The sequence below is a fragment of the Rhodoplanes sp. Z2-YC6860 genome, from assembly GCF_001579845.1.
Taxonomy (GTDB): Bacteria; Pseudomonadota; Alphaproteobacteria; order Rhizobiales; family Xanthobacteraceae; genus Z2-YC6860.
The window spans coordinates 4,351,979-4,368,944 of the sequence record NZ_CP007440.1 but is presented as its reverse complement, the minus strand read 5'-3'; the positions used below and the strand labels follow the sequence as shown (position 1 = coordinate 4,368,944).

The window sequence follows — 16,966 nt, the reverse complement described above, 5'->3', positions numbered from 1 at the left end:
CCCGGCCGAAATTCAGGGAAATCGACCTCAAACCGGCAGCCCACGGCGCTGCAGCTTCAGCCAGCCGAGCAGCAAGACTACCACCAGCACGGGCACGAACGCAGCGATGTTGACCCACTCCCAGCCCACTGTCGCCATCAGTTTGCCCGAAGCGAACGACCCCAGCGCCATGGTGCCGAAGATCAGGAAATCGTTGAACGACTGGACCTTGCTGTGCTCCTCCGGACGGTGGCAAAGCGTCACCAGCGTGGTCGCACCGATGAAGGCAAAGTTCCATCCGACGCCCAGAAGCGTGAGGCTGATCCAGAAGTGCGCGGCCGAAAGGCCGGCGATACCGACGGCACCACTGAGCAACAGCAGCCCCAGCCCGACCGAAATCACCTTGAACACGCCGAATCGGGCGATCAGGTGTCCGGTGATAAAGCTCGGGGCGTACATGCCGAGCACATGCCACTGGATGCCCAGCGTCGACACCGTGACGGAATGCCCGCATTCGACCATGGCAATGGGCGCTGACGTCATCAGAAGGTTCATCACCACATAGCTCACGACGCCGCAGGCGACCGCCACGATGAAAAGCGGGTTCTGCGCGATTTCCGACAGCGGCCGCCCCGCCTCGCGCTCTGCGTGCGGCACGGGCGGCGGCGACTTCAGCCGCGTCAGCACCAGGCCCGCGAGCGCGGCGAGCACAGCCTGAGCGACGAAGGTCGCGGCGAACAGATGCGGCACCCACAGGTCCTTGGTGACGATCACGGTTCCGGAGCCGATGAAGCCCGCCAGCGTGCCGCCCGCGAGCACCATGGAAATGCCCTTCGGCTTGTAGGCATCGCTCGCCGTATCGCACACCGCGAACCGATACGAATTGTGCGCCGCCGAGTAGAAGCCGCAACCGAACGTGCCAACGAGAAACAGCTCGAACGAGCCGATCAGCACCGCGGCACAGGACACGAGGCCGCCAAGCGTTCCGACCACCGAGCCGGTCTGCAGCGCGAAGCGCCGCCCGTGGTTGCGGGTGATGTAGCCGAGCGGCAGCGTGCCGAACCAGATACCGATGACCATCACGGACACCGGCAAGGTCGCGAGCCCTTTGTCGGGGGCGAGCATTGTACCGATGATGCCCGCGGTTGCGGCGATCACGGTGTTGTTGCCGCCGGCAAGGGCCTGCGCAGCCGACAGCACAATCGCGTTCCTGCGCGCGAGGCGATCGTCGGCGACGACGGGAGAAGTATCGGCGATCACCGACATCGGCAGGATCCAGCAAGGAACACTTGGAGCGGTGGCATCAAAAACGACAAGGCGCCCGTTCTACCGGGCGCCTTGCTGTTGAGCCATGGCCTTGGCCGCAGATCAGAAGTGCAGCGCGCTGGAATGGCGGACTCGAACGTTGCGGGCCTCGGCCGGCGAGTGGGCGCCGATCTGCCCGAGCGCGGAACGAAGTTCATCGATCATCAGGTCGATGACATGGCCCGGCCCGTCGGAGCCGAGCGCGCCCAAGCCCCACAGGAACGCCTTGCCGGCCAGCGCCGCGTCGGCGCCGAGCGCCAGCGCGCGGGCGACATCGGTGCCGCTGCGGACGCCGGAGTCGAACAGCACGGTGGCGCGCTTGTTGACGGCCTTCACCACGGCCGGCACGCAATCGATCGGCGGCGGCAGCGCCTCGATCTGGCGTCCGCCGTGGTTGGAGACCAGCACGCCGTCAGCTCCGATCTCGATCGCCTTCTCGGCGTCCTCGGGATGCAAGATGCCCTTCAGAATAAGCGGCTTCTTCCAGCGGTCGCGATAGCGTTTGACCTCATCCCACGAGAACGCGCCGCCCATCTCGTTGCGCGCGTACTTGATGGTTTCGTTGAGCCCTGCCCCAGGCCCTGCATACGGCTGGATGTTGGCAAAGCGCGGCAGATTGTTGGCCAGCATCGCCATGGCCCAGCCCGGGCACTTCACCATTCCGAGCATCATGCGCCAGTCCGGCCGGAAATAACCGCCGCCGCCCATGCCCACCTTCACCTCGCGCGAGCGCACGGTGCGCACCGGTACGTCGAGCGTGAGCATCAGCACATGCACGCCGGCCTCGTCGGCGCGCCGCATCAGGTCGAAGCCGATGGCGTGGTTGTTCTTGGCGAAGCGGTACATCTGCAGCCACATCACGTCGGGCGCGATCTTGGCGATCTCCTCGATCGTGGCGCCGCCGGCGACGCCCAGCGTGTACGGCACCTTGGCGCGCTGCGCGGCCGCGGCGAGAAGCTTGTCGGCACCGGGCCACACCACGATCGGGCTGCCCATCGGCGCCACGCCGAGCGGTGCCGAATATTTCCGGCCGAACAGCTCGCAGTTCACCGGCGGCAACTCGGGCATCACACCGTAGCGCGGCACCATCTCGATGGCGTCGAGCGCGGCCCAGTTGTGCTTGATGCCGGTGTCGTCGCCTGCGCCGCCGTCGCCATATTCAAAGGCGAAATGCGGCAGCCGGCGCTTGGCGCCGCGACGGAGGTCATAAATCGTCGGATACCAGCGCTGGTGCTTCTGGAAGTTCGGTGATCGGGTCGCGCCGGGCTTTGCGGCTGCGATGGCAGTAATGTCGTGCATAACGTCCCCAACCCTTTTTCGGTGTTCTGTGGCAGCGGGAGTATAGCGCGGCGAGCCCCTTCAAAAATGGCTGAATGAGGCGCGGTGAAAGCGGAGCTCCTCGCCGTCGAACCCGATGAAACGCGTGCCCTGCGCCGCGGTGACCCGGCCGATTGCGGTCGCCCGCACGCGGGCGCGACGCGCCGCGGCCATAAAGCCAGCGAGCTGCTTCGGCGGGACCGTGGCCAGCACTTCGAAGTCGTCACCGCCGGTCAGGATGGTCTCCAGAGCACCCGGATCGACCGCAAGCGCATGGCGTGCCGCACGCGACAGCGGAACGCGTTTGGCTTCAACCTCGGCGCCGACGCCCGAGGCGAGCACGAGCTTGCCAAGATCGCCGGCGAGCCCGTCGGACACATCCATCGCGCCATGAGCGTAACGGCGCACCGCCTCAGCCACGGCGTTGCGCGGTTGCGGCACCAGGTAACGTTTTGCCAGATGCGCCTTCAACCGGGCGTCGAGATGCCAACGATGGATGGCGCCGATGTCGGTGCGGAGCTTCAGACCCAGCGCCGCGTCACCGATCGTGCCCGTCACCACGATGACGTCGCCGACCCTGGCGCCGGAGCGCTCCACGCCTGTGCCCTTCGGCAAGGTTCCGAACGCCGCGATCGAGATCGTCACCGGCCCCGGCGTCATCACGGTGTCGCCACCCAGCAGCGGACAATCATAGCGTCTGGCCATGGCGCCGAGCCCCCGCGCGAACGCTTTGAGCCAGTCGTGGCTGTAATCCTTCGGCAGCGCCAGCGTCAGCAGGAAACCTGCGGGCTTGGCGCCTTTCGAAGCCAGATCCGACAGGTTCACCCCGAGTGCCTTGCGCGCCACGGTGTCCGGCGGATCTTCGATGAAGAAATGCACGCTGCCGACGATGGCGTCGGTCTTGAGCACCAGTTCGTGCCCCTTAGGCGGTGTCAAATACGCCGCGTCATCCACCAGGTCGCGGGCACCAGGGTGGCGCGCAATCGGCTTGAAATAGTCGGCGATCAGGAGGTCTTCGCCAGACTGCTTTGGGGTCCGGCGCTTCGCCATGGCGTCAGCGCGCTCCTTCGAACTCGCCAGCCCGCAATTGCCGCGCGAGCTGGTCGAGCACGGCGTTGACGAGACCCGTTTCGTCGCGCTCGACAAACGCATGCGCGATGTCGGCATATTCAGACACCACAACGCGCGCCGGAACCTCCGGTTTGCGGTCGAGCTCATAGGCGCCTGCGCGCAGGATGGCGCGCAACACGGTTTCGATCCGAACCAACGGCCAGCCTTTGGACAGGACCGCGTCGATCATCGGGTCGAGCCTGCGCTGCTCGGCGACCACGCCCTTCACGACGTCGCGGAAGAAATTGGCCTCGGCCGGCAGGTATTTTTCGCCCTCGACCTCCTGCCCCATCCAATGCGCCTCGAACTCGCCCAGGATGTCGTTCAGCGGGGTCGCCGCGAGATCCATCTGATAGAGCGCCTGCACCGCGGCCAAACGCGCCGCGCCGCGCTTGTTGGCGCGGGGGCCGTCCTTCGATGGTGCGGTTCGGGCCATCCGGTTACTTCTGCTTCTGCCCGACTTGGTTCTTCAACGTGATCAGCGCAAGCGTGGCGCGCGCAGCGTCGCCGCCCTTGTCCTGCTCGGTCTTGCGGGCGCGCGCCCAGGCCTGCGCCTCGGTGTCGGTGGTCAGAATGCCGTTGCCGCAGGGAATCTGGTGCGCGATCGAATAATCCAGCAACGCGCGGGCCGACTGCATCGACACGATGTCGAAATGGAACGTTTCGCCCTGGATCACACAGCCGAGCGCAACCACGCCGTCGTAGGGCCTTTTCTGCTTCGCGGCGGCATCGAGCGCGATGGCGATGGCCGGAACGATCTCGAGCGAACCGGGGACGGTGACCACCTCGAAGGTCGCCTGAGCCTCGTCCAGCGCCGCGATGGCGCCCGCGAGAAGCGCGTCGGCGATGTCGTTATAAAACCGCGCCTCGACAATCAGAATGCGTGCGCCCGAGGGCTTTGCGGGCTTGGCTGACGGCTTGCGTTTCGGTGCGGCCATTCGTTCCTCACTGTTTGGGCCGCGTCAGTAGCAAGCGGGGTGCCTGCTAACAAGAGCGCATCGCCTTGCGTGACATTCGTGTCATGTATCGTTCAGCACCCACGGCAGAGCTGCAGCGAGCGGTCGAGCCTGCGATTGCGCTGATCCTGGCGCGGATTGATCGTGTCGTCACCGCTGCCGGTGACGTCGGCGGCGCGCGGCTGGCGGTGCCCGATCGGCGCCTGTGGCAGGCAAAAGCCGCCGTCGCCTCTGACCTCGTCGCGGCAAGCCGTAATCGACGTGAAAGAGCAGTTGGTCGCACCCTGGCTGTTCACTGCGCAGAAGGTCTGGGCTTTGGCGTCCTCGGCAAGGACGCCGCCGAACACCACGAGCACCGGCAACAACGCTGTACGCATGTGCAATCCTCCCCCTCCCAAGCGGTCAAATGTCACCGCGTCTCCATCAAACGCGCCGCGTAGCGCGCCATCAAATCGATCTCCAGGTTCATCCGGTCACCGGTTTTGGCGACACCGAGCGTTGTGACCGCAAGCGTGTGCGGAATGATCAGCACCGAAAAGGTTTCGTCGGTGACCTCGTTGACGGTAAGCGAAATGCCGTCGAGCGCGACCGAGCCCTTGGTTGCGACAAAGCGCATCAGTTCCTTGGGTGCACGCAGCGTGAGCCGCGCCATATCGGGCAGATCCTCGCGCGCGACGAGCTCAGCCACGCCGTCGACGTGACCTGCCACAATATGGCCGCCGAGCTCGTCACCGACTTTCATCGCGCGCTCGAGATTGAGCCGCGTACCGGCGTTCCAATCGCCCGCCGTGGTGAGCCTGAGCGTCTCTGCCGCGGCATCGACCGAAACCGCCGTGCGATTGCCGAGCTTGGCGGCTTCGACGACAGTGAGGCAGACGCCGGAATGCGAGATCGACGCGCCGATCGCAATGGACTCCACCGGATAGCCGCAAGCGACCTTGAGCCTGCGCAAGCCTTCGGCCCGCGGCTCGACCGCGACCACCTCACCCACATCGCTGACAATACCTGTAAACATCTGGGAATTACGCCCGTTCGTACTTCGTCAGTGTATCGTCCCCGACCGCCTCGGTCGCCACCCTGGTGAGCTGCGCCGACTGTGTCAGCGCGCCTAGCGGCATGCCCTCCAGCACGTCGATGCCGGTCGGGCCGATTTCGTTCGGCGAGCGGAACAGTGCGGCCTCGTCGACCAGATCGGCCGCAAGGAATGACGCCGCAACGATCGGGCCGCCTTCGACCATCAATCGCGTGATGCCGCGCTCGGCCAGCGCTTTCACAACCTGATGCAGGTCGAGCCGGCCGTCCGTCGCGTCGACCCGAAACACCTCGACGCCTTTGGCCTTCAGAATGTCTTCGGCGATCGGCGAAGCGCCCGTCGCGCCGAACACCCAGACCGGCACGTCGCGCGCGGTGCCGACGATCGCAGTCGACAGCGGAATGCGGAGCTTGGCATCGAGCACCACGCGCACCGGCGAGAGCTCGAACATGCCGGGCAGCCGGCAGGTCAGGTGCGGATCGTCGGCCAGCACCGTGCCGATGCCAACGAGAATGGCGTCCGCCTCGGCGCGCATCAGATGCACGCGCTGGCGTGCTGCTTCTCCGGTGATGGCGACGGGTTTCCGTCCGGGGAGCCCGGCCTTGCCGTCGGACGACGCGGCAAGCTTCAGCAGCACATGAGGCCTGCCGTCGCGCATCCGCCGCGAATGGCCGGCGTGGTCATGCCTCGCCTCCTCGCGGCCGAGCCCGGTGTCGACGACGATACCGCGCTCGCGAAGCTTCGCGTAACCCTGCCCGGCGACCTGCGGATTGACGTCCTCCAGCGCCGAAACCACGCGGGCGACACCCGCGCGGATGATCGCGTCCGCACACGGCGGCGTCTTGCCATGATGCGAGCACGGCTCCAGCGTCACGTACATCGTCGCGCCCTTGGCGTCCCGGCCGGCGCGCTTGAGCGCTTCGGTTTCGGCGTGGGGACGGCCGCCGGGCTGGGTCCAGCCGCGGCCGACGATCACGCCGTCCTTCACCACCACGGCGCCGACCGCCGGGTTCGGCCAGGTCCGGCCGAGCCCGCGGCGGCCAAGCGCCAGCGCGAGCTGCATGAAACGCCAATCGTCGGAAGAAGCCGCCGCGGTTGCGACCGCTGGTGTTTCGGCCGCGCTCGTCATCGCCGTGCGGCAACTGGAGGCTTGGCCGGCGGCTTGGTCGGCTCGTCCTCACCCGAAAGTTCATCGAGCGCCTGCTGGAAGTCCTTCGGCTCGCGGAAATTGCGGTAGACCGAGGCGAAGCGCACATAGGCCACGTCGTCGAGCCCGCGCAGGTGCTCCATCACCGTCTCGCCGATGGTCTCCGACGTGATCTCGTTCTCGCCGAGGCTTTCCAGCTCCCGCACCATCTTCGAGGCCATCTGCTCGACCTGCTCGGGATCGACCGGCCGCTTGCGGAGCGCAATCGACAACGAGCGGATCAGCTTGTCGCGATCGAACGGCGCGCGCCGGCCGTTGCGCTTGATCACGGTCAGCTCGCGGAGCTGAACGCGCTCAAACGTCGTGAAGCGAAAATTGCACGACAGACAGACCCGCCGCCGCCGGATGGCGGCAGAGTCCTCGGTCGGACGCGAGTCCTTGACCTGGGTGTCGAGGGACCCGCAACTCGGACAACGCATTCTCCGCCCCTTACCCCTTCTTCCCCGCTAGTAGATCGGGAACCGGGAGATCAGCCGCTTCACCTTCTCGCGGACCGCGGCCTCCACGGCCGCATCCTCATCGGAATTCTTGTGCGACAGCGCATCCAGCACCTCGGCGATCAGCTCGCCGACCTGACGGAACTCGGCGATGCCGAAGCCGCGCGAGGTCGCGGCTGGCGAGCCCAGCCGGACGCCCGAGGTGATCGCGGGCTTCTCCGGATCGAACGGAATGCCGTTCTTGTTGCAGGTGATGTGGGCGCGGCCGAGCGCCGCCTCGGCCACCTTGCCGGTCAGGCGCTTGGGCCGCAGATCGACCAGCATCAGGTGGGTGTCGGTGCCGCCCGAGACGATGTCTAGTCCTTTATTTTTAAGGACTTCGGCCAGAGCCTTCGCGTTATCCGCGACGTTCTTCGCGTAAATCTTGAACGACGGACGCAGCGCCTCGCCGAAGGCCACGGCCTTGGCGGCAATGACGTGCATTAGCGGCCCGCCCTGCATGCCCGGGAACACCGCGGAGTTGATCTTCTTGCCGAGTTCCTCATCGTTGGTGAGGATGAAACCGCCGCGGGGGCCGCGGAGGGTCTTGTGGGTGGTGGAGGTCACCACGTGGGCGTGGGGGAACGGGCTCGGATGCACCCCGCCCGCCACCAGGCCGGCGAAGTGCGCCATGTCGACCATCAGTTTGGCCCCGACGCTGTCGGCGATCTCCCGGAACGCCTTGAAGTCGATGATGCGCGGATAAGCCGATCCCCCGGCCACGATCACCTTGGGCTTGTGCTGCTCGGCCAGTTTCCGCACTTCGTCGATGTCGATGCGGTGGTCGTCGCGGCGCACGCTGTAGGGCACCGCCTTGAACCACTTGCCGGAGAGATTGACCGGCGAGCCGTGGCTGAGGTGCCCGCCCGCTGCGAGGTTCAGCCCCAGGAAGGTGTCGCCGGGCTGCATCAGAGCCATGAAGGCTGCCGCATTGGCCTGCGCGCCGGAGTGCGGCTGCACGTTGGCAAAACCCGCGTTGAACAACTTCTTGATGCGGTCGAGCGCGAGATTCTCGGCGATGTCGACGTATTGGCAGCCACCATAATAACGCCGGCCCGGAAGACCCTCGGCGTACTTGTTGGTCATCACCGAGCCCTGCGCCTCGAGCACGGCGCGGCTGACGATGTTTTCTGAAGCAATCAGTTCGATCTCGTCGCGCTGACGACCGAGTTCCAGACCGATCGCCTCGTTGATCTCGGGATCGGTGTCGGCAAGCGAAGCGGTAAAGAGGGATTCCGCGACGGCTTTCGCGGAGCTTTCAGTGACGGACATTGGGTTCTCCAGGGATGGTGTGGCCTACCATATCGTCCGGAATGCGCCAAGGCTTGGACGGTGGCCGCACACAGCCCGCAAGATGTTGGGTGAACAGTGGGTTTTTGCCTCACGCAGGGCGGGCAGGCATCGATCCAGGCGTGATTCATCGGCCCCTTCAGATCAGGCACGGGGCCAGCGCCTCTATTCTTCCTGCTCCCTCACATGCGTGAGGGCGCGGAGCGCCGGTTGGCGCTACGTGGTCGTCGGCACCCTTGGGAGGTGCCGCGGGCTTGCGAAGCCCGCTCGCCTCCCGGCGCTCCACTTGTGGCGATTTATTGCGAGGCCACCGTTCGAGATTCGATCGGACCGGCTGGGCTTTCACCCACCATGCTCCAGGGGGCATTTGCGCCCGCTTTCACCCGACCGCGCCCTGCCACTGAAGGCGGCCCCCTCATCGGAGACGGACAATGACCTCGCACCCTGGGACGTGGTCACGAGCCACGCCTGCAGGCGCCACACCCCGCTCCGCCAAATAGACGTCTCTAGATGACGCCCTCAGTGAACGAGGCAAATCAGAACTTGTCAAGAACAAAATAGTGCGTCAAGAGATCATCCAGCATGTCTTAGAATTCACCCTTCCCGCTTCAGCCTCGCTTGAAGTTTACGCAACGCCAGACGTTCGAGATCCGACTTGGCGGCATTGGACGGTCCCATCACCGACACCTCGATCGCGGTCACGCTGTCAATCGCCGTCACCTTGACGGCGTTGCCGATCGCGACGAACTCAAAATAGATCTCGTGATCGTTGGGGTCGGCCATGGCATCAGCGGTTATGTCAAAAGACGCATCGCCTCAATCGGAACTTTCGACGCGCGGAATCGCAGACCGATAAGGCGTCGGAAACAGTGTATCTTCGCATCGGCATTCGATATAGCTGGCGTCGACACAGACCCCTCGATGCCAATTACAAAAATCGCCTTCATCCGCTCGACCGTTCTCGCCATCCTGGTCGGGGTCGGAGCCCTCGTCGCAATCGTCGCCTTCAATTTCTGGCTGGTCGAGCAGGCCCGCATCACGACCGACCAGGTCACCGCCGCACGCCAGCAGCGCGGCGCCATCATCGACATTCGAAACTCGCTCGCCGACCTCGAAACCGGCCAGCGCGGTTTCCTGTTGACCGGGGACCAGGATTATCTCTCCCCCTATACCAATGCCGAACAACGGCTGCCGGGCCAGATCGAACGTGTCCGCGAGCTGACCGATAAGGACGCGGTCCAAAGGGACGCCTTCGCCAAGCTGATCCCCATCATCGAAGCCAAGCGCGCGGAGCTTGCCCGGACGATCGAACTTTACAACGCCGGGCAGCGAGATTCGGCGATGGTGATCGTGAAGGCCAACAGCGGACGCGAGATCATGGAGCAGGCCCGAACCACGATCGCGGCGATGGTGGTGCGGGCGGAAGATCGCATCCAAGAGGTCGTGCAAAGCCAGCGCGAGAGCATCTCGCAACTGCAAATGGTCACCATCGCGGGCGCGATCGTGATCCTGCTGGTGGTTGGTGGCGCAGTCTGGACCGTGCTGCTCTACACGCGGCAACTCATCGAGGCGCAGCGTGAGGTGCAGACCCTCAACGTCGGCCTGGAAGAACGCGTGCGCGAGCGCACCGCCGACCTCGGTCGCGCCAACGAAGAGATCCAGCGCTTCGCCTACATCGTGACCCACGATCTGCGCGCGCCGCTCGTGAACATCATGGGCTTCACCAGCGAGCTCGAAGGCTGCCTCACGGCGATCCAGGATCACGTCAAGCAGACCGACGAGGCGAGCGAGGATCCGGTCGTCAAAGGCGCCCGCGCCGCAGCGCTCGACGATCTGCCGGAAGCAATCAATTTCATCCGATCCTCGACGCGAAAAATGGACGGCCTGATCAATGCCATCCTGAAGTTGTCGCGCGAGGGCCGGCGCGTGCTCAAGCCCGAGACCATCGAGTTGCATTCGCTGCTGGAAACCGCCGCCGCCTCGGTTCAACACCAGGTCACGGATGCCGGCGGCGAGGTGAAGATCGAGGGCAGCGTGCCGCCTGTGGTTTCGGACCGCCTCGCGCTCGAACAGGTGTTCGGCAATCTGCTCGACAACGCGGTCAAATACCGCGCCAAAAATCGGCCGCTGAAAATCCGCATTCGCGCCGCACAGGAACGCGGTCAGCGCATCGTGGTTGAGGTCGAGGACAACGGCCGGGGCATCGCCAAACAAGACCACGAGCGCATTTTCGACCTGTTCCGGAGATCGGGATCGCAGGATCAGCCCGGTGAAGGCATCGGCCTCGCCCATGTGCGCACGATGGTGCGCAATCTGGGCGGCGACATCACCCTGCAATCCGAGCTCGAACGAGGAACCACGATGAAGATCAACCTGCCGCGCGATCTGCGGCAAGTCCTGTCCATGCAAAAAGTCATGTCCATGCAAGCGGGAGCCGCCTGACGTGAACAGCCAAGCCAAACCGGTCAGCATCATCATGATCGAGGACGATGAGGGCCACGCGCGCCTCATCGAGAAGAACATCCGGCGTGCCGGGGTCAACAACGAGATCACCCCGTTCGCCAATGGCACTGATGCGTTGAAGTTTCTTCTCGGTGACGACGGCTCGGGCGAGGTCAGCGCGGGGCGTCAGCTCCTCATCCTGCTCGATCTCAACCTGCCCGACATGACCGGCATCGACATCCTCGAAAAGCTGAAGTCGAACCAGCACACCAAGCGCTCGCCCGTCGTGGTGCTGACCACAACCGACGATGCACGGGAAATCCAGCGCTGCTACGATCTCGGCGCCAACGTCTACATCACCAAGCCGGTGAACTACGAAGGCTTTGCCAACGCGATCCGCCAGCTCGGCCTGTTCTTCGCCGTGATGCAGGTCCCCGAAACCCAATAAGAAGAAAGCCGCGTGCCGACCCGCGTCCTTTACATCGATGACGATCCTGCGCTCGCGCGCCTCGTCCAGCGCGCGCTGAGCCGTCGCGGCTACGAGGTCGAGACCGTGCCGACGGCCGAGGCCGGGCTGGCACGATTGCAGCAAGCCGGCGATGAGCAGCCGATCGACGTGATCGGCCTCGATCATTTTCTCACCGCAGGCACCGGTCTCGATGTTCTCGCGGCGCTGAAGCCGCTGCCGGCGCCGCCGCCGGTGGTGTATGTGACTGCCAATGCGGATGCCGCTGTTGCCGTCGCCGCCCTCAAGGCCGGCGCTGCGGACTACGTCACCAAAACCGTTGGCGAAGAATTCTTCGAACTTCTCGGCAGCGCGGTCGATCAGGCGATCGAAAAGGCGCGACTGCAGCGCGAGCGCGACCGCGCCGAGCGCGAAGTCCGCGAAGCCAAGGAACGCGCCGAGGTGATGCTGCACGAGGTCAACCATCGTGTCGCCAATAGTCTGCAACTCGTCGCCTCGCTGGTTGGTCTGCAATCGAAGTCGATCAATGAGCCGGCGGTGCGCGACGCACTCGGTGAGATCCAGGCCCGCATCTCTGCGATCGCGGGCGTGCATCGCAGGCTCTATACGTCGGCCGATGTGAGGTCGGTCGAGATATCGGAATATCTCGCAAGCCTGCTGCGCGATCTTGAAGCGACGCTGAAAGAATCCGGCCACGCCTCGACGGTTCGGCTCACGGCCGAGCCGACCCATGTTCCGACCGACAAAGCCGTCTCGATCGGCGTGGTCGTCACGGAACTGGTCACCAACGCTTTCAAATACGCGTATCCGACCGACAAAGGCGGAGAAATCCGCGTCCTGCTGAAAAAGATCGCGGCCAAGAAGGTCAGCCTGAAGGTCGAGGACGACGGTGTCGGCTGGCGGGGCGATGGCCCGATCAAGGGCACCGGTGTCGGCAGCCGCATCGTCAACGCGCTGGCGCGCGGGCTTGGCTCGGCGGTGGTCTACGCGCCGACCTCGGCGGGTTGCCACATCACCCTGGAATTCGAAGTCTAGGCCGCGCGGCGCCGGCCCGAGCGTTCACTCGATCACTTCGTCGGCGGTCGCGAGAAGCCTCGCCGGAATTTCCAGGCCGAGCGCCGCCGCGGTCTTGGTGTTGACGACCAGCTCGAACCTCGTCGGCTGCTCGACCGGCAACTCGGCGGGCTTGGCTCCGGCGAGGATCTTTCCGGCATAGACGCCACCCTGCCGATAGCCGTCGGCGAAATGCGTGCCGTAGCTGATCAGGCCGCCGATCTGCGGATATTCGCGCTGGTTGTAGATCGCGGGCCAATTGTGACGTGCCGCTAGCGTTACAAGCATTTCGCGGCGGCTGTTGAAGAACACATCCTGCGCCACCAGCACCGCCGCAACGTGCCTGGTTGCGAAGGCTGCGAAGGCCGCTTCGATTTCCTCGTCGGTGCTGGCGCTTTGAATCTCGATCGGCCGTTTGATCACGCTCGCGGCGTCTGACAGCTCGCGCGCCTGAAGCGCGGCATCGGGATATTTCGGATTGATCATCACACCGATCACGCCGTCGCCCGGTACGAGGCTCGCCAACTGCTCCAGGCGTTTTGCCTCCAGCGCCGAGCCGATCAGGCTCACACCTGTGACGTTTCCGCCCGGCCGGTTGAGGCTTTCAATCAGACCGGCCTTCAGCGGGTCGGCTCCGCTCACAAACACAATTGGAATGGTGGAGGTGGCGGCCTTTGCGAGCTTGGCGGGCTCGCTGCCGCCGGCCGCGATGATCACGGCAGCGTTCAGGCCGATCAACTCGGCAATGAGCCCCGGCAGCCGGTCATTCTGGCCTTCGGCGGAGCGCGCTTCGAAGACGAAATCGCGCCCCTCGACGTAACCTGCCTCCCTCAAGCCTTGGCTGACCTTCGGCAGATAGAGCTTGATGTTGCTCGACGACAAAGCGTGCAGGAAGCCCACCACGGGAAGCTTTTGTTGTTGTGCCTGGGCCTTGATCGGACAGGCGGCCGCGCCGCCGAGAAAAGTCAGAAATTCACGCCGCTTCATAAAACAAGTCCAGCCCCATCGTCGCCCCGTACGACATTAGCACGGGCCACATGAGCGTCGAGCCACCCTATTCAATCACTTCGTCGGCCGTGAACAGCAGCTTGGACGGAATCTCGAGGCCTATCGCACGCGCAGCTTTCCGGTTGATGACAAGCTCGAATTTGGTCGGCTGCACGATCGGAAGCTCGGTGGCTTTGGCGCCTTTGAGAATACGCCCGGCATAGATGCCGACCTGGTACGACATCTCATCGAAGCTCGGCCCATAGCTGAGCAGCCCGCCGCCCACCACGAAATCGCGGACGTAGTACATGGTCGGGATTTTCGAGCGGTTGGCCGCTTCGACGAGCCGCTGGCTCTCGGTGTCGAACAGCGGGTCGTCGCCAACAAGGATCGCACCAAGCTTCGCCTGCCGCGCGTGATCGAAGGCCGGACCAAGCTCGCTGCCGCTGCTCGCGTTGAGCACGGTCATGCGCAAGCCAAGCGCGGCAGCCGCAGTCTCGGCGTGTGCCTTGTGCGACACCGCGTTCTGATTTTTGGGGTTGATCAAGATGCCGATCGAGGCGGACGAAACCAGTTCGTGGAGCAGTTGCAGCTTCTTCGGCGTCAGCGGATCGAACAGCATCGTGACGCCGGTCAGGTTGCCGCCCGGCCGATCGAAGCTTTGCGCCAGCTTGAATGCAATCGGGTCAATCGCGAGGCGGAAAATGATCGGAATTTTCGCGGTCGCGGCCTTGGCGGCGAGCGTCGCCGGCAATCCCGAAGCGGCTATGATATCGACGTCCCGGGCAACAAGCCCCGCGGCGAGCTTCGGCAGCTTGTCGTAATCGCCCCCGCCCCAATGGTATTCAAAGGCAACATTTTGGCCTTCGGTAAAACCTTGCTCGCCGAGGCCTTTGCGGACGCCGGCGAGAATTCCTGCCTCGGCGGCTTCACCCTTGCTGCTGAGATAGCCGATGACAGGCCGACCGGCCTTTTGTGCCCGGGCCTCAAGCGGCCACGCGACCGCTGCTCCTGACAGCAGTTGGATGAATTGACGCCGCTTGATGCCGCCCCGCATGTCGCGAGAGTAGCGGAGCGGTCAGGCCTCGACCACCACGTAGTCGTCCTCGACGCTGACCTTGAAGGACTCTGCCACGTAGGGACCTTCGATCAGCTTTGCGCCCTTCTCCACCGAGACTCCGAAGCGGCGCGCCTTGATCTTGTCCGGGTCGCACCAGGACTTGCCGGTGCGGATGTCGAACTCCCAGGCGTGCCAGGGGCAGCGGATGATCTCGCCGCGGCGGATATATTCGTAATGGCCGGGCTCATCGGACAAGACGAGCCCGGTGATATTGCCTTCGCAAAGGCTGCCGCCGCGATGCGGGCAGCGGTTCGACAGCGCGAAGAACTCGCCGTCGAGGTTGAAGACCACGATGGCGCGCCCATCGGCGGACACGAGCTTTTTCCCGCCGGGCGGGATTTCGCCTAACGCGGCGACGACGTGTTTTTTAGCCATGGGTGGTCTCGTGTCCCGGATGCGATGCAGCGCGTAGCGCCGAAGGCGCGGAGTGGTGCCATAAGCGCGTATACGCGCGTCTTTGACGCGCTATGGCTGATCCGGGACCCCGATTGGCTGCAACGTAAAGAAAGCTGGGTCCCGGGTCTGCAACGCAACGCTTCGCGATGCATTGCGCCCGGGACACGAGAGGCACGTGCATCAATCCAACCGATAAAGCTTTCGCGCGTTGCCGGCGTAGACATCCCGGCGCTGCGCCTCGGTGAGAGATGGCGGCAGCGTGACGAACGGATCGTCGAAATCCCAGTGCGGATAGTCGCTGGAGAACATGATCCGGTCCATGCCGATCCAGTTCATCACCTCGATGAGCTGGTCCGGATTTTCCGTCTCCTCCATCGGCTGTGTTGTCACCCAGAAATGCTCGCGGATGTATTCCGACGGCGCCTTCTTCAGATGCGGCACCTCGTCCTTCAGCCGCTTCCAGTGCTTGTCGAGCCGCCAGCCGAGCGCCGGCAGCCAGCCGAAGCCGCATTCGATGAGCACGACCTTCAATTCCGGCAGCCGCTCGAACACGCCCTCCATGATGAAGCTCGTCACCATGGCCTGGGCCGAGACGGCATGCTCGGTCATCTCCTCGATGTAGAACGACGGATAGCCCGAACCGGTCATCGGCCAGCCCGAATAGCCGAACGCATGGATGCCGACCGGCAGCCCTGCCTCGACCGCCGCCTCGTAGATCGGCCAGTAGCGCTTGCGCCCGGCCGCCTCGCCGGTGCGGCTCAGCATGAAGACCTGGGCATAATTTCTGTCGCCGGCGTGCTTGCGGACCTCCTTGGCGGAGGCCACGCCATCCTCATAGGGCACCACGACCGACGCCTTGCAGCGCGGCTCGCGCGCGGTCCATTGCGCGACCTGGGCCTCGTTCGAAGCGGCCGCCATCGCGATCGACAGCTCGATGTTCTGATCGCCCTGCCCGGTCGGCGACAGCGGATTCATGATCGCGGCGCTGATGCCGTAAAAGTCGAGATGCTGCTGCTGGACGAATTCGAGATCACTCGCCGGCAGTCCGCCGGTGGGCGGCCAGGCATCCCGGCGCGCCGCCTGCGGCGTCATCTTGGGGTACGCATAGCCCTTGGCGTAGCCGTGCCGCGAGCGGTTGCCGTAGGTCTGCAGATAGCTCCACCACTGATTGGAGAGGAACGGCTTCAACTGCTCGAGTGTGAGCTTGGGATGGAAATCGCAGTCGACGATGTCGAGCCTGGTCTTTTGCGACCGCTCCTTCGCCCGGACCTCGATGTTCATGCGCGGCCTCCCTCTGGCGGACCAGATTTGGCCGGTGGCGCACCGGCCCTTTCGTGGAGTGGGCAGCCGGGATTCGCCGGCCACAAGCCGATTATAGCATGCCGGATTTGGGGGCTAAACCGGCTGCTTTCACTCCGGTTCCCGTCTTCGGAAGAACCGCGCATCGAGCGACAACGGCCCCGCGCCGTGGCCCGCAACGAACAGGAAGGCGCCGGCCAGCGCGATATCCTTGCCGAAGTGCAGAACCTGATTGCCGTCGCTGAACTTGGTGTGAAAAATGAAAGCCGTCACCAGGCAGAAGCCCGCGAGAGTGATGCCGGCGAGCCGCGTGAACAGGCCGAGCACCAGCAGCGTGCCGCAACCGAGTTCGGTCGCGATCGCGAGCGGCATCAGCGTCGACGGCACGCCAAAGGCCGCTGCGTATTTCACCGCCAAAGCGTAGCCCGTCAGCTTGGCATAAGCTTCGTAGAGAAACAGCGCCGCGAGCAAGATGCGGCCTGCGGCGTCAGCCGCAGGCCCGAATGTGTGGTTGAGCGGGTCGTTCATGT

At 64.6% G+C, this 16,966-nt stretch carries 19 protein-coding genes; 3 read left to right on the top strand and 16 right to left on the bottom strand.

What is annotated here, in order from left to right; translation table 11 throughout:
- Window positions 1-27: 27 nt before the first annotated feature.
- The 11 genes from RHPLAN_RS20290 to RHPLAN_RS20240 all read right to left on the bottom strand — a co-directional run bounded on the left by RHPLAN_RS20290 (window position 28) and on the right by RHPLAN_RS20240 (window position 9,456).
- Complete coding sequence (locus RHPLAN_RS20290; protein ID WP_068021283.1) at window positions 28-1,245, bottom strand: MFS transporter; 1,218 nt, start codon at window positions 1,243-1,245, stop codon at window positions 28-30.
- A 102-nt stretch (window positions 1,246-1,347) separates the two neighbouring features.
- Complete coding sequence (locus tag RHPLAN_RS20285) at window positions 1,348-2,583, bottom strand: alpha-hydroxy acid oxidase (RefSeq protein WP_068021281.1); 1,236 nt, start codon at window positions 2,581-2,583, stop codon at window positions 1,348-1,350.
- Between the two features lie 60 nt (window positions 2,584-2,643).
- Entirely contained in the window at window positions 2,644-3,651 is a 1,008-nt protein-coding gene (gene thiL, locus RHPLAN_RS20280) for a thiamine-phosphate kinase (RefSeq protein WP_068021279.1), read from the bottom strand.
- Between the two features lie 4 nt (window positions 3,652-3,655).
- Entirely contained in the window at window positions 3,656-4,147 is a 492-nt protein-coding gene (gene nusB / locus RHPLAN_RS20275; protein WP_068021277.1) for a transcription antitermination factor NusB, read from the bottom strand.
- 4 nt (window positions 4,148-4,151) lie between these two features.
- Window positions 4,152-4,649 carry a 6,7-dimethyl-8-ribityllumazine synthase gene (ribH, locus tag RHPLAN_RS20270; protein WP_068021275.1) on the bottom strand — a complete coding sequence of 166 codons (498 nt, stop codon included), beginning with the start codon at window positions 4,647-4,649 and terminating at the stop codon, window positions 4,152-4,154.
- A 92-nt stretch (window positions 4,650-4,741) separates the two neighbouring features.
- Complete coding sequence (locus RHPLAN_RS20265) at window positions 4,742-5,044, bottom strand: hypothetical protein (protein WP_068021273.1); 303 nt, start codon at window positions 5,042-5,044, stop codon at window positions 4,742-4,744.
- 32 nt (window positions 5,045-5,076) lie between these two features.
- Window positions 5,077-5,682, bottom strand: coding sequence for a riboflavin synthase (locus RHPLAN_RS20260; protein ID WP_068021271.1), 606 nt, complete (start codon window positions 5,680-5,682; stop codon window positions 5,077-5,079).
- A 7-nt stretch (window positions 5,683-5,689) separates the two neighbouring features.
- The gene (gene ribD, locus RHPLAN_RS20255) at window positions 5,690-6,829 is read right to left on the bottom strand and encodes a bifunctional diaminohydroxyphosphoribosylaminopyrimidine deaminase/5-amino-6-(5-phosphoribosylamino)uracil reductase RibD (protein WP_068021270.1); all 1,140 of its coding nucleotides are present in this window, start codon (window positions 6,827-6,829) and stop codon (window positions 5,690-5,692) included.
- On the bottom strand, window positions 6,826-7,326 hold the full coding sequence (gene nrdR, locus RHPLAN_RS20250; RefSeq protein ID WP_068021268.1) for a transcriptional regulator NrdR: 501 nt from the start codon (window positions 7,324-7,326) through the stop codon (window positions 6,826-6,828). Before nrdR ends, ribD begins: the two co-directional genes overlap by 4 nt.
- A 27-nt stretch (window positions 7,327-7,353) precedes the next feature.
- Entirely contained in the window at window positions 7,354-8,655 is a 1,302-nt protein-coding gene (gene glyA, locus RHPLAN_RS20245) for a serine hydroxymethyltransferase (protein WP_068021266.1), read from the bottom strand.
- Window positions 8,656-9,267: 612 nt separating this feature from the next.
- Entirely contained in the window at window positions 9,268-9,456 is a 189-nt protein-coding gene (locus RHPLAN_RS20240; protein ID WP_068021265.1) for a DUF6898 family protein, read from the bottom strand.
- 138 nt (window positions 9,457-9,594) lie between these two features.
- Between RHPLAN_RS20240 and RHPLAN_RS20235 the strand changes: the two genes are divergently transcribed.
- Genes RHPLAN_RS20235 through RHPLAN_RS20225 form a run of 3 tightly spaced genes read left to right on the top strand, consistent with a single transcriptional unit; the run spans window position 9,595 to window position 12,616 of the window.
- Window positions 9,595-11,115 carry a sensor histidine kinase gene (locus RHPLAN_RS20235; RefSeq protein ID WP_068021263.1) on the top strand — a complete coding sequence of 507 codons (1,521 nt, stop codon included), beginning with the start codon at window positions 9,595-9,597 and terminating at the stop codon, window positions 11,113-11,115.
- A gap of 34 nt (window positions 11,116-11,149) precedes the next feature.
- Window positions 11,150-11,563, top strand: coding sequence for a response regulator (locus RHPLAN_RS20230; RefSeq protein WP_068031568.1), 414 nt, complete (start codon window positions 11,150-11,152; stop codon window positions 11,561-11,563).
- 12 nt (window positions 11,564-11,575) lie between these two features.
- Window positions 11,576-12,616: a sensor histidine kinase gene (locus RHPLAN_RS20225; protein ID WP_068021261.1), complete on the top strand. Its 1,041-nt coding sequence runs from the start codon at window positions 11,576-11,578 to the stop codon at window positions 12,614-12,616.
- A gap of 24 nt (window positions 12,617-12,640) precedes the next feature.
- On the opposite strand, the gene RHPLAN_RS20220 is transcribed toward RHPLAN_RS20225, so the two are convergent.
- From RHPLAN_RS20220 to RHPLAN_RS20200, 5 genes are all read right to left on the bottom strand, one after another.
- Complete coding sequence (locus RHPLAN_RS20220; protein WP_068021259.1) at window positions 12,641-13,621, bottom strand: ABC transporter substrate-binding protein; 981 nt, start codon at window positions 13,619-13,621, stop codon at window positions 12,641-12,643.
- Between the two features lie 67 nt (window positions 13,622-13,688).
- Window positions 13,689-14,678, bottom strand: a complete 990-nt coding sequence (locus RHPLAN_RS20215) for an ABC transporter substrate-binding protein (RefSeq protein WP_068021258.1) — start codon at window positions 14,676-14,678, stop codon at window positions 13,689-13,691.
- A gap of 21 nt (window positions 14,679-14,699) precedes the next feature.
- Entirely contained in the window at window positions 14,700-15,116 is a 417-nt protein-coding gene (locus RHPLAN_RS20210; protein WP_068021256.1) for a Rieske (2Fe-2S) protein, read from the bottom strand.
- Between the two features lie 201 nt (window positions 15,117-15,317).
- On the bottom strand, window positions 15,318-16,418 hold the full coding sequence (locus tag RHPLAN_RS20205) for an amidohydrolase family protein (protein ID WP_068021253.1): 1,101 nt from the start codon (window positions 16,416-16,418) through the stop codon (window positions 15,318-15,320).
- A 129-nt stretch (window positions 16,419-16,547) separates the two neighbouring features.
- Window positions 16,548-16,964, bottom strand: a complete 417-nt coding sequence (locus RHPLAN_RS20200) for a DoxX family protein (protein WP_068021251.1) — start codon at window positions 16,962-16,964, stop codon at window positions 16,548-16,550.
- Between the last annotated feature and the right edge of the window lie 2 nt (window positions 16,965-16,966).